The sequence below is a fragment of the Carnobacterium alterfunditum DSM 5972 genome (genome assembly GCF_000744115.1).
GTDB classification, from domain to species: Bacteria; Bacillota; Bacilli; order Lactobacillales; family Carnobacteriaceae; genus Carnobacterium_B; species Carnobacterium_B alterfunditum.
This window is the reverse complement of record NZ_JQLG01000004.1, coordinates 1,580,500-1,593,032: the sequence shown is the minus strand read 5'-3', so window position 1 is coordinate 1,593,032 and position 12,533 is coordinate 1,580,500. Positions and strand designations below refer to the sequence as shown.

Genomic DNA, 12,533 nt, shown 5'->3' with positions numbered 1-12,533 from the left:
TTTGACTTTTTTTCAGTTACGATAGAAAAAAGTTTCTTAGTCAATAAAAAATTGAAAGGACCTCCCTATGACTCCCTTTACAGAACGAGTGATCCAAATCATCCAATCGATTCCAAGTGGAAAAGTAATGACTTACGGTCAAGTAGCTGCTCTCGCTGGCAATCCGCGCGGAGCAAGACAAGTAGTCCGTATCTTGCATTCCATGAGCTCAAAGTACAATTTACCATGGCATCGCATCATCAACGCTAAAGGCGAAGTGGCGATCAAAGATACCCAAGGAGCTTTTACTCAAAAAGATTATTTATTATCAGAAGGTATTGCCTTGAGCGATTCCGGCAAAGTTGATTTAGCTGTTTATCGTTATCATCCAACCGTCGACTGGCTGCTAGAAGATCTTTAAAAGACTCAAGTCAACTCACCCTTCTCAGAAAGGAAGTTGCCTTGAGTCTTTTTTAAATGATTCAATGTTTTTTTTGCCTAGTTGTTGGTACTGTGGATGAATATGAAATTCATCCACAGTACCTTCCGTTCCTCTCAAATATGTTCCAATAAGGATCAACTTATCCACAAAAACAGGTATTTTCAGTGGATAAGTTCTGCTAAAATGATTTTAATCGCTTGATATTGTCCATTTTTCATGTCATCATTTATGGTTATACACAGTTATCAACAGACTGAAACAAGGCTCTACATCAAACTCATCCTATTTCTGAACCTCCACTTTATCCTTCACCTGAATTTATACGTTTTCTATTATAAGCATATCATTTTCGTCAAATTTCCAGCTAGAACTATAGGCGATTTCCCAATAATAGCCATCTACATCTTGAAAATAACCACTATATCCGCCCCAGCTAACTTTCACAGGTTCTTTTACGATCTTCCCACCATTTTGCCTTACGAGTTCGATCAAGTCATCCACTTCATTTTCTGATTTCACATTGCAGGCTAATGTGATCCCGTTAAATCCTCTGTCCTTGATCACTGGCGGATCGGCTTCATTAATATCCTTGGCTAATTCTTTTATCGGAAATAATTCTAGCTTACTGCCTTGATTATTAAAAAAAACAATAGCCGGTGTATCAGCTTTTTCATAGGTTTCAAACCCGATACCTTTATAAAAAGTTAGCGCAGCTTTTATATCTTTTACACCTAGACAAACTAAATTGATCCGATTCATTTTAAGGTCCCCTCCTATAACGATTCGATCAAGAATTGATCTTCCTTTGTTAATGCAAAGTCAAATAATTTTAAATTAGTTATCTGATGTTCCTCGTTATGTGATTTGGGGATAACTACCACACCTCTTTGGATTTGATAACGCAATAAAACTTGTACCCAATTTTTCCCATAGTTTTCAGCAATATGATTTAATTTATTAATTTGCTCTGGAGTGACTTTACTTAGCGGTCCCCAAGCTATTGGCACAACGTCCGTTTTAAGTAAATAATCGATCAATTCATGATTCCATGTATGTGGATTTGATTGAATTTGGTTCACTACCGGTTGAATACGAGCAAAGTTATGCACAGTTTCCAACATCTCCATTGTAAAATTAGATACTCCTATCGACTTGATTTGTCCTTTATCCACAAATGATTCTAAAACTTCCCATGTATGTTTTAACTTTTCTTCATCTTCGATCGGTTGATGGATCAAATATAAATCGATATAATCTGTTTTCAAGTTTTCTAAACTCTTCAATACCGTTTTTTCAACGGATTCTTTTGAACCAATAAAAGCATCCTCTGCAGGAATTTTTGTTATAATATAAAATTTTTCGCGAGGTATACCGCTTTCAAGAATAGTTGTTCCAACTCCCGCTTCATTTCGGTAAGAAATAGCGGTATCTATTAAGCGGTATCCAGCTTTTATAGCTGACTTCAATGCACTGAAATCTCCATTCAATTCTCCATTATATTGGTTGCCTTCTTTACCATACGTATTCGTTCCCGTTCCAACTGCTGGTATAACTAGTCCATTTGCTAAAGTGATAGTTTGCATTGGCTCGTTCCCCTTTACTATTTCCTTAAATTACTTCTCTACCCTAATAATAAGTATTCTAATTGTTCTAAGTCAAGTTTCAAGTGTTCTTATATCGTCGATTGTAAGATTAAGCTATACAAATAAAAAAGCCATTCGTGATACACTCTAATTGTATTTCCAACCACAGAAAACAAGGAGTGATCACGAATGACCTATACCCATATTACCATGGATGAACTAGTGATGATAGAAGCTTATTACCACCAAGGTGTTCCAGTTGCTAAAATAGCTACTTACTTGAATCGTACTCGTACACCGATTAATAATGTTATCAGGTTCTTCAAAGCAGGACACACAGCTTTCGACCATTACCTACGGTATAAAAAAAACAAGAAACAGTGTGGACGCAAAAAAATTGATTTACCAAAAGAACAACAGCTTTATATCAAGGGAAAAGTAGCTGAGGGCTGGACGCCGGATGTCATTATTGGCCGTAAAGAAATGACAATAGACTGTTCCGTACGAACACTTTATAGGCAGTTTAAAGAAAGAATATTCGATGAAGTTACACTCCCGATGAAAGGGAAAAGAAAACCTAACGGACATCAAGAACGTAGAGGTAGACAAGCTTATAAACGAAATATCTCTGAAAGAATAATAGACTATCCCACATTTAAAGAAGAGTTTGGTCATATCGAAGGAGATACCATTGTAGGTGTTCACCACAAAAGTGCGGTTATTACTCTAGTAGAGATTTTATCAAAAGCTATCATTACCTTAAAGCCCAAAGGGCGTAAAGCCTGCGACATTGAGAATGCCATGAATCAATGGTTCCAAGCCATACCAAAAAATTTATTCAAATCCATTACGTTTGATTGCGGAAAGGAGTTTTCCAACTGGAAATCTTTGTGCAACCAACATGATGTCGCTATTTACTTCGCTGATCCTGGAACGCCTTCACAACGAGCTTTAAATGAGAATTCTAATGGACTTCTTCGAAAAGATGGATTGCCAAAAAAAATGGATTTCAACGAAGTTGACCAGACTTTCGTATCATCTGTTGCACACAAACGAAATAACATTCCAAGGAAGTCACTAAATTACCAAACACCGTTGGAAGTTTTTATGAGTTATATGGATGAAGATAGTTTGTATAGCTTAATTTGACAAATCAGATATTAAATAAATCTATGTAAAATTAGTTACAGTTGTTGCTCAAATAAAAAAACTGCTTCTCTATTAGATAGAAGCAGTTTTTATCAAACATATTTTATTAATTATTCAGCAACAGTAGTTTCTCCAGTAACAGTACCTTCATCTAATTTTGCAGCATCCATTAATTCTTGAGAATCAAATGTTACGTCTCCTTCAACTGTTGATTCAAAAAGTTCGAATCCTTCAGCTTTTACGATAACATCTCCAACGAATGTTCCATTTTGGATTCTAAAGTTAGGTGATTCAACAGTCATCATAGGTGCTGTTAAAGTAAATTCATCCGTTACATTGCGGTCTTCATCTTGAGCATACAATGCTAATTTACGGTAAACATCTGTACTTTCATCATCTTTGTCGTAGAAAGTCCCAGCAACAATTAGATCTTCAGATACAGTAACGTCATCTGTTATAGCATAAATCCAAGTTCCTTCTGCACTAAGTCCTGCCACTACATCTGCAGGGTCATTACTGATTGACGCAGTTGTAACTACTTCTGCACTTTCTGTAGTTGAAGAAGCCATTTCTGCACTCTCTACAGTTGAAGAAGCTGTTGAAGAATCTTCTGCCGTTTCTTCATTATTGCCACAACCTGCCAAAATAATAAGTGATGCACAAACTCCTAAAAATAAACCTCTTTTTTTACTTGATTTAACCATCATATTTCCTTATCCCCAATTTTTTTTATGCGTTTCCAAAGCTACCAACACAATTTTTGAAGAAGAATTCAAACGTATTAATACCTTTAGTTATATCATACAATATCTTTGTGAATTATTCAACTTGTTTCGCTTAAAAAATAATATTTTATTGTTTTTGTGACAGAAATCGGAGGGTATTCTTCTCTTTTTTCAAGGACCCGTTTATCACTTTATTCCTTTTCAAACTAGCTTGACTTGAAAACACTGATTATATTCACTCTTTATACTGTTATTCTCTAGATTTTCAGTTGATTACTACTCTCTGATTTCATACTAACTTTCCTTATCTATTCTTCTAGTGAACTACTGCACATAGAAGCCAGTTTATCAATGCCTACCTACAGGAGACTAAGTATATTGTGTTTCTTGCTGATTTTCTAAAACGTTAAACAGGTTAAGGATCATCATTTGCTTATGGAGTATCCCATAAAAAATCGGCTACTAGTGCATCTACTTGAGTATTTTCATGCAGTTGACTGTGATAGGCTTTTAATCCAGTAATGACTTCGTAGCGATACTCTAGCCCATTCGTTTGCATTAAATGACTAATAGCTAGTCCACTTTTGATCGGAACGATACCATCTCCTTCTGATTCATCTTGTATGTCCCCCACGATATTCAGCATGGTCGTTTCTTTAGGGTAATTCTGGATACCAGCAGCAAAATCTCTGTACCGCTCACTCATGACCAAAGGACCATTCTGGTTCAGCTCGTCAAGAGTCTGCTCTTCATTGCCTGTCACAAAGTCATTAAAGGGTGCACCGATCGCAACAAATCTATTGACCGTTGGAAGAGAGCCCTCACTCCCGTAGGTAATCAGATACCTTAAACTGCTCACCGCTCCCATGGAGTGACCGACTAAATTAACTTCATCGATTTGGTGCATGTTATTTAAATAGGACAACACAGCTTTGATCCAATCAGCTTGGTTCCATTCATTGTTTTCACTGTCTGCAAATACTACCAGAATCAATGGGTTATTCGTTTGCTCTTGCCATTCACCTGTTTCAGAAACACTGCCATCCGGCTGAACGGTTACCGTTAAAACTTTCTTTCCAAAACTACGGGCTTCAAAACGCGACACCATTCCACTGAAGGTGCCTTCAGATCCTTTGTAGCCGTGAATAAACAACGTTGGAACGTCTATCTCATCTGGAGTCAGCGGCTCAGACGAGTCACTACTGGACAGATTGATTTCACTAGTATCTATTGAATTGGATGCATCCGGTACTTGACCTTCTTTAACAGACTCCGTTATTTTCTCATTTCCACACCCCATACTTATAAACCCAAATAAAATAACTAGGAAAGAAACTAGTAATGACTTTCTCATAAATTACCCCTCCTGAATACTTTTCAACTGTAGCATGAATTCTCCATGCTAATTCATTAAAAAACTTATACATCTCAATTGTTTAACGAATAGCGTTGGTATTACAAAAATTCTTCTGGAATAAGCGATTTACTTATACCTCAGAAGCTTCTCAATTTACCCATTTATCAATTAAAAGTTATAATATATCTTTTATACTAATGGAAACGATACCTTTTATGCAATTTTAATCCCATTATTTTGTACTGTTACTCTTGCCCAGCTTCTAAATAACGGTATAGATTACTATCCATTGGTGTTATAAATTTTAGAAGCATTTCAACAACTTTTTTCTTGCCACCATTTTGAACAGGTTTTTCTAATTCAACAATAGACTCTTTTAACGGTATCACTTCACCTAAATAATAAAATTCAGTTCCTTCATTATCTGATTTTTTGGCAAAAACACGTATATTCCAGTCATCTGGGTGCATTAATTTTTGAACTTCAGGAGAGTTCATCGTTCTAGGCGCTTTTGTGAACCACTTCATCGTTGAAGTATCCAATAGTTCATCTTCATAAGCCATTTGTGCCCCTGAGAAATTCTCTCCTTTTTTGAGCGTTACAAAAATAACAAATTCTCCTTTGCTTGCTGTATACCCACCAATATTTTGATCAACCATTTGCTTTTCCCAGTTCAATAGACGCAAGACATCTTTTCGCTTATATTTTTGATAGCGTGTTAATGGCTCTGAAGAATTATAGCTTGTTGATTTGAGTTGTCCAGTTAAAAGAATATCTGTCATCAAATGGGTAAAGTAATCATTGGTCACTGATTGTTTAAACAATGACGATAAACCGACTTGATCATTCGTCTTCTCAATAAATGATTGTCCTTTATAAGTGGAAGCAATCGAACCGGTATAAAAGTCCAAACTTAATGTATTTAAAACAGAATTCACCATTTCATCAGTTGCTAGGACACGATGGTGTTCAAACAACTGATGAATTTCTTCTAATGTCAGATTTTTTTCAGGTTCACTCATCATTTTTTGTAATAAAATTAATTCTTGTTTACGCATCCCAGGTAAGAGTTCGCGTGAAGCAATCGTTAAAAATCGATTTTCCATTTGGCAAAGGGTTCCTTCATTTTGTTTGATATTCGCTAAAAAGTCATAATAGCTCGTCTTTTTATTGGCTATCAAGACAGGATCTAACGTTTTTTGTTCTTGAAAGTCTTTCAGATATGGTACTCGTCCAAGACGGTTGAAGAGCAGTTCAAAGGCCTTTTTTAATTCGCTCATGCTATCCATCGATACTTGATTGATTGACGAGAAAATGTGTTGTTTTGCAATTCTTTCAAAATTCACAGAGGAAACGCCTGAAATAAAATTGGTATCAAATGTGTCTTTACGTAAATTATTCTTATCTCTGGACATATCTCCAGACAACGCCATTGGAATCATATAATTATTTTTATAGTTACCGATAAAATCAATCACAGTGACATATTCTTTTGAAGAATCTTTTCTTAAACCACGCCCTAATTGTTGGATAAAAATAATGTTGGAGGCTGTATTTCGAAGCATTACCACTTGATTGATTTTTGGAATATCGATACCTTCATTAAAAATGTCCACGGTAAAGATGTATTCAATTTCGCCATTTTCTAACCGTTGAACTTGTTTTTCTCGTTCGTCTAACGAATGATCTCCAGAAAGATAAGAACTAGGATGGTATTTTTCAGTGAATAATAAGGCTAAAGCCTTGGCTTCTTGTTTACGACTGCAAAAAACTAACCCTTTGGGAGTATTACCAGAACAACTATAGTAAGCAAGTTTTTCTAGTAAATAAGCCGTCCGTTCTTCTTCAATTAGATTCTTCAAATCGGTGGCTTCAGATATCAGTTCACCATTTTTTTCATAATCCGTGACTCCAAAATAATGAAATGGACAAAGCATCTCTTCTTCTAACGCTTCTTGAAGACGAATCTCATAAGCAATATTGTAATCAAATAATTCGAAAACATTAAATCCATCTGTTCTTTCTGGAGTTGCTGTCATTCCTAATAAAAAATCCGGTTGAAAATAATCTAATACTCTATGATAAGATTGAGCTCCAGCTTTATGGACTTCATCGATCAATATGTAGTCAAAGTAATCTTTAGCAAACTTTTGCAGAACAAGATCTTTTGAAATCGTTTGGATCGTTGCAAACAAATAATTTGCACTTGTTTCTTTTTTATTTCCAGAAAGAATACCAAAATTTTCTTTGTTCCCACCAATAATTCTTTGATAGTCACTCTTTGCTTTATTTAAAATTTATTCTCTATGAACTATAAATAAGACTCGATTTGGTTTAGCCTGCAAGACATCAAAAGCGGATAGATAGGTTTTCCCTGTCCCGGTAGCTGAAATAATCAACCCTTTTTTTGCTCCAGTTTCTCTCAATTTTTTTAGATTGTTTAATGCCATTCTTTGCATTTTATTCGGTGTGATATAAGCGATTCCTTCATCAGTTAATGTCTGTTCCTGAATATTATTTACTTCCCTAGAAAAAGTCATAGGCTGATAAGTCTTTTTATAATTACGGACCCATTCATGCGTCAGCCTTTGAGCTTCTTGCCATTCCTGATCCATATGCACTTGTATCTCTCGCAACATTTGACCATGTTCATACGATGTCAATCGAACATTCCATTCATAATTGATTTTTAATGCACTTATCGTTAAATTTGAACTGCCGATAATAAAAGAATGAAACCCTTGTTGCTTAAAAAGGTAGCCTTTAGAATGAAATCCTTGCTGCTTTGAAATACGCACTTCTATATTCGGTATCTTTAATAAATCTTCAAAGACAGCCGGTTGGTTGAATGCTAAGTAAATTGAAGTCACTATCTTCCCTTTGATTCCCTGTGTATGTAAATCGGCTAATTTGGTCTTTAATGCTGCTAATCCAGCTTGAGTTAAAAAAGCTACGGAAAAAAAGAATTCTTCACAAGAATCTAATTCATTTTGTAACACATTTAACATAAATTGTTTATTCTTTGTGTCATTAATAATAAATTTTGGATCATACAAAGAAGCTCCAACTTTATGATCAATAAAAGCTTTTTTCAAAGACTGCTCTAAAATATCCGTCATAAGCTTACTTTTTCTTTCATTAATTTTTCAACTGCTGGTATATCTGCTGGTGCCCATTGTAAGCTATTTAGTTCTACTGGCTTTAACCATTCTACTGCACTATGTTCAGATAACTGTGGTGTACCTTTTTTCAGGCTGCAAACAAAGGTTGTCAAGTTTACTAAACCGAAATCATACTGGTAGCTAGTTACTTCAAATTTCTCAAATTGGACATCTACTTCGATCCTTAATTCTTCTCTTAATTCGCGAATCAAAGCCTCATGGGGCGTCTCACCGACTTCAATTTTACCGCCAGGAAATTCCCACATGTGTGCCAAAGATCGCTCTTCTCCTCTTTGTGCACATAAAACCATACCATTCTTTATGATGATAGCACCTACAACATCTATAGCTTTCAATAGATCCACTTCTTTCTTTTCGTTTCATATTCTCATTTTATCATTAGAGTTCCTAACTTTAAAGATCAATTTACAAGAAAGAAAGCTACCTATACAAGTAAACGATTCTTCCTTATTCTATTGCAAATATGAATAAATCCACAAAAAAAGCCTAGAAATTAACCGTTCTAGGCAAAAAATATCAATCAAAAAATAGATTTGATAAGCTTTATTTTTTCTTTTTAAAAATTGATTTAGCAGCGCGTTTCATAACATCCATAAAACTTAGGGACTGTACCATATGACTTGGCTCTATATATTTTTGTATAGCTCGAAGAACTTTCTTAGGATTTTTAGAAGAAAAAGTAAACGTTCCTGATTTCTTCGTTTTAATCGCATAACGTGGGATCCATTTCCCCTTAAATACCACAGAGGCGATAACTTCTTCTACTTCTTCCCACGGAATTTGGATATATTTACGAGGGTCACGGGCATTAAAAAATTCGAACCCATTATCGCCAATCATAATTTTCCCATAATCCGTTAATCCCGTAAAAGCGGTGGCATCTATTACCAAGTCTACCTGTGTATTAATTGATTCAACCATTCTATCCGCTCCATTTCTTTTAACTTGTTACATTCATTATACGTTGTTTTAAATGATTTAGGCAATATAAAAAGTGACTGAGAGAATCCCAGCCACTTTTTATATTAAAACTATTAGCGCTTCACAGATTTCAAATATGCATTATATTATAGAAGTCCGATTACATGTCCAAGGATTCCGACTACGAATAAGCCAAGAATGATGACGATTGGATTAACTTTATGCTTAAGCAACCACATACAACCCATTGTTAAACCTAATGCAGCTAAACCTGGGATCAATTGATCCAAGTTGTTTTGTAAAGTTGTTACTTTAATAGGTGAAAGTGCCAATCCTGAATTTACTTGTTCAAAAGCTTGGCGAACACCTTCACCGCCATTAGGAAGTTCATTCCATACAATAAATGCGCCATCGTCTAATTGAACTTCGGAAACGACAGGTTGGAAACTAATTGATACCCAACGCTGTACCAGCGCAGCCAGTACGAACATACCTAAAATTGATGCACCTTTTGTAATATCTTGCAATAAGCCGCCTGAAAGGTCATCAGTGATTTTAGAACCGGCTGTATAACCAAGTTCTTGTGTATACCACATGAATCCCCAACGAATTAGGTTCCAAGCTACGAAGAAAATGATTGGTCCAAGAATACTTCCACCCATTGCTAATGATGCTCCTAGAGCACCTAACATCGGACGTACAGTAAACCAGAAGACTGGATCGCCAACACCGGCTAAAGGACCCATCATCCCAACTTTAACCCCTTGAATTGCTACATCATCAACTGCTGCGCCATTAGCACGTTCTTCTTCAAGTGCTAATGTAACTCCAAGAATTGGTGAAGCAATATATGGGTGAGTATTAAAGAATTCCAAGTGACGTTTTAACGCTGCTGCTTGGTCCTCTTGAGTTGAATATAATTTTTTAATTGCTGGGATCATTGCATATGCCCAACCACCATTTTGCATACGTTCATAGTTCCAAGAACCTTGGATGAACGTTGAGCGCCATGCTACGGATAAGCGATCTTTTTTTGATAACTCGATTTTTTCTGCCATGTCTCTTCTCCTCCTTCGGAATTAATAATCGTTTAAGATATCGCCTAGTGGGTCACCTGAGCTGCTTCCGCCGCCATTTGATGAGCCTCCCATTTTAGAAAGGTTCAAGTAAATTAGAGCAAGAGCTACGCCAATTGCACCAAGAGCAATAAGTGTTAATTGTGAAATAGCTGCTACTACAAAACCGATAATGAAGAACGGCCATACTTCTCTTGTTGCCATCATGTTGATTACTAATGCATAACCAACCGCAACAACCATTCCTCCACCAATTGCCATACCTTCAGTTAACCATGCTGGCATTGACTCTAAGAAAGATTGAACAGTTTGTGCTGGGATGAATAAAAGTGCTGCTGCAGGAATTGCAATACGAACCCCTTGCATAGCTACTGCTGATAGATGTAACATTTCGATTTTTCTGAAATTACCATCTTCAGCTGCACTGTCCATTAAATGTACGATAGGTACAGCTAATGTACGAACAACCATTGTTAAGAAAAGTCCTGCTACTGCAAGTGGAACCGCAATTGCGATCGCTGATGGAACTCCGGCAACGCCTTGTCCACCTAATACTAAAATAATTGCTGATGCAACTGATGCTAATGCAGCATCTGGTGCTACGGCTGCTCCAATGTTTGCCCAACCAAGTGCAATCATTTGAAGTGTTCCGCCAAGAACAATACCTGCTGTCAAATTACCAGTTGCTAAACCGATTAATGTACATGCTACTAGTGGTTGATGGAATTGGAATTCATCTAAGATTCCTTCCATACCTGCTAGGAAAGCAATAAGAATTACTAGAATCATTGATATAATAGACATAATAGGCCTCCTATTTAATTTAATTTTATTTTAATTCTATTTTATTTTACTGCACGTGCTAATTCATTTTTTGCTTTTTTAAGAAGGTCTTCCATATTAGCACTAGAATCATTTGGTACTTTACGTACATCAAATTTAATGCCTTTTGCTTTCATCTCTTCAAAAGCTTTTACATCTTCTTGTCCCATAGAAAGAACTTTATTAACGACAACTTTACCAACTGAATGTGCTAGTGAACCAACGTTAACTTCTTTAATGTCTACGCCGCCTTCCATAGCTCTGACAACATCTCTTGGATTTTCGAATAACAATAATGCTTTCGTATCTCCAAAACGGGGATCCTTAGAAATTTCAATCATTTTATTGATTGGAACAACGTTAGCTTTAACTCCCGGTGGTGCTGCCTGTTCGATCAATCTTTTACGAAGATCATCTTTAGCTACATCATCTGAAACGATAAGAATGCGACTTGGTAACACAGATTTTGTCCAAGCTGTTGCTACTTGACCATGCAACAAACGAGAATCAACACGTGTCAAAACTAGTTTGATTTTACCGTCACCCCTTACTGTACCTGGTGGGATCGAACCTTGTACTGGTGCAGCAGCTGCACTAGCAGTTGGTGCTGGTTCTAATTCTTCTGGTCTAATTCTTACGCCTTCTTTTGCTGTTTCAATAACATGTGCTGCAATTTCTTGAGCTGAAGTCATTGACAAACGAGATGCATAAGCTTCAATTACCATTGGTAAATTCAATCCAGAAACGATTGCCCATTTATCTTTGCGTTCTTCAAACAATGTGTTAGCTTGATTAAATGGAGTACCTCCCCATAGATCAACTAAGAATAATACTTCATCTTGATCGTCAAACGATGCAATTGCAGTTTTCATTTTTGCTTTTACATCTTCTGGGCCTTCACTTGGCATAAGGGTAATAGCTTTAACATTTTCTTGTTCTCCAAAAATCATTGCGCCAGATTGCAAGATGCCTTCAGCGAATTCGCCATGGCTTGCTAGTATAATTCCTACCATACTTCTACCTCCTAAATAGTTTATTTCTATTTTTCTAATTAGACTCGACTAACAGAATTGATTTTTTCCTTTTTATTAGTTTTCGTCTAACCTTCGAACATCTTCCTAATTGCTAACACCACCGCCACCTTTCATTCGCAATCTAACCGTTTACAGTTTAGATTACTTTAATTGTATTATTAATATTGTCCATTACTTATTATAATGCAAATATCGTGCCAATTTTAGTGTATCAATAAAAAACACTTAAACACCAACGTTATCAAGTGGAATAAAAACACGTT

General features: G+C 36.1%; 11 protein-coding genes and 1 pseudogene. 2 read left to right on the top strand and 10 right to left on the bottom strand.

Annotated elements, in window-relative coordinates; genetic code table 11:
- The first annotated feature begins 67 nt into the window (after positions 1-67).
- The gene (locus tag BR50_RS07920) at positions 68-400 is read left to right on the top strand and encodes an MGMT family protein (RefSeq protein ID WP_034547699.1); all 333 of its coding nucleotides are present in this window, start codon (positions 68-70) and stop codon (positions 398-400) included.
- 339 nt (positions 401-739) lie between these two features.
- Here the strand turns inward: BR50_RS07920 and BR50_RS07915 are convergent, their stop codons facing one another.
- Together BR50_RS07915 and BR50_RS07910 are read right to left on the bottom strand one after the other, a co-directional pair.
- Positions 740-1,180, bottom strand: a complete 441-nt coding sequence (locus BR50_RS07915) for a VOC family protein (protein ID WP_034547698.1) — start codon at positions 1,178-1,180, stop codon at positions 740-742.
- A gap of 14 nt (positions 1,181-1,194) precedes the next feature.
- Positions 1,195-2,004, bottom strand: a complete 810-nt coding sequence (locus BR50_RS07910; RefSeq protein WP_034547697.1) for an aldo/keto reductase family protein — start codon at positions 2,002-2,004, stop codon at positions 1,195-1,197.
- Positions 2,005-2,193: 189 nt separating this feature from the next.
- Between BR50_RS07910 and BR50_RS07905 the strand changes: the two genes are divergently transcribed.
- Positions 2,194-3,153: an IS30 family transposase gene (locus BR50_RS07905; RefSeq protein WP_034545409.1), complete on the top strand. Its 960-nt coding sequence runs from the start codon at positions 2,194-2,196 to the stop codon at positions 3,151-3,153.
- A 110-nt stretch (positions 3,154-3,263) separates the two neighbouring features.
- On the opposite strand, the gene BR50_RS07900 is transcribed toward BR50_RS07905, so the two are convergent.
- The 8 genes and pseudogenes from BR50_RS07900 to BR50_RS07865 form a co-directional block, all read right to left on the bottom strand.
- The gene (locus BR50_RS07900; RefSeq protein ID WP_342741929.1) at positions 3,264-3,860 is read right to left on the bottom strand and encodes a polymer-forming cytoskeletal protein; all 597 of its coding nucleotides are present in this window, start codon (positions 3,858-3,860) and stop codon (positions 3,264-3,266) included.
- 451 nt (positions 3,861-4,311) lie between these two features.
- On the bottom strand, positions 4,312-5,232 hold the full coding sequence (locus BR50_RS07895) for an alpha/beta fold hydrolase (protein ID WP_034547696.1): 921 nt from the start codon (positions 5,230-5,232) through the stop codon (positions 4,312-4,314).
- A 248-nt stretch (positions 5,233-5,480) separates the two neighbouring features.
- Positions 5,481-8,354: pseudogene (locus BR50_RS07890) on the bottom strand (DEAD/DEAH box helicase).
- Complete coding sequence (locus BR50_RS07885) at positions 8,351-8,752, bottom strand: (deoxy)nucleoside triphosphate pyrophosphohydrolase (protein WP_034547694.1); 402 nt, start codon at positions 8,750-8,752, stop codon at positions 8,351-8,353. Before BR50_RS07885 ends, BR50_RS07890 begins: the two are co-directional and overlap by 4 nt.
- Positions 8,753-8,960: 208 nt before the next feature.
- Positions 8,961-9,338, bottom strand: a complete 378-nt coding sequence (locus tag BR50_RS07880) for a DUF956 family protein (RefSeq protein WP_034547692.1) — start codon at positions 9,336-9,338, stop codon at positions 8,961-8,963.
- Between the two features lie 146 nt (positions 9,339-9,484).
- Positions 9,485-10,396, bottom strand: coding sequence for a PTS system mannose/fructose/sorbose family transporter subunit IID (locus BR50_RS07875; protein ID WP_034547690.1), 912 nt, complete (start codon positions 10,394-10,396; stop codon positions 9,485-9,487).
- Positions 10,397-10,417: 21 nt separating this feature from the next.
- On the bottom strand, positions 10,418-11,218 hold the full coding sequence (locus BR50_RS07870) for a PTS mannose/fructose/sorbose transporter subunit IIC (RefSeq protein WP_034547688.1): 801 nt from the start codon (positions 11,216-11,218) through the stop codon (positions 10,418-10,420).
- A gap of 41 nt (positions 11,219-11,259) precedes the next feature.
- Positions 11,260-12,249: a mannose/fructose/sorbose PTS transporter subunit IIA gene (locus tag BR50_RS07865; protein ID WP_034547687.1), complete on the bottom strand. Its 990-nt coding sequence runs from the start codon at positions 12,247-12,249 to the stop codon at positions 11,260-11,262.
- Between the last annotated feature and the right edge of the window lie 284 nt (positions 12,250-12,533).

Coding starts and splice junctions, on each gene's coding strand:
- BR50_RS07875 (WP_034547690.1), bottom strand. CDS start 10,396: ATGGCAGAAAAAATCGAGTTATCAAAAAAAGATCGCTTATCCGTAGCA.
- BR50_RS07910 (WP_034547697.1), bottom strand. CDS start 2,004: ATGCAAACTATCACTTTAGCAAATGGACTAGTTATACCAGCAGTTGGA.
- BR50_RS07900 (WP_342741929.1), bottom strand. CDS start 3,860: ATGATGGTTAAATCAAGTAAAAAAAGAGGTTTATTTTTAGGAGTTTGT.
- BR50_RS07915 (WP_034547698.1), bottom strand. CDS start 1,180: ATGAATCGGATCAATTTAGTTTGTCTAGGTGTAAAAGATATAAAAGCT.
- BR50_RS07870 (WP_034547688.1), bottom strand. CDS start 11,218: ATGTCTATTATATCAATGATTCTAGTAATTCTTATTGCTTTCCTAGCA.
- BR50_RS07895 (WP_034547696.1), bottom strand. CDS start 5,232: ATGAGAAAGTCATTACTAGTTTCTTTCCTAGTTATTTTATTTGGGTTT.
- BR50_RS07920 (WP_034547699.1), top strand. CDS start 68: ATGACTCCCTTTACAGAACGAGTGATCCAAATCATCCAATCGATTCCA.
- BR50_RS07905 (WP_034545409.1), top strand. CDS start 2,194: ATGACCTATACCCATATTACCATGGATGAACTAGTGATGATAGAAGCT.
- BR50_RS07880 (WP_034547692.1), bottom strand. CDS start 9,338: ATGGTTGAATCAATTAATACACAGGTAGACTTGGTAATAGATGCCACC.
- BR50_RS07865 (WP_034547687.1), bottom strand. CDS start 12,249: ATGGTAGGAATTATACTAGCAAGCCATGGCGAATTCGCTGAAGGCATC.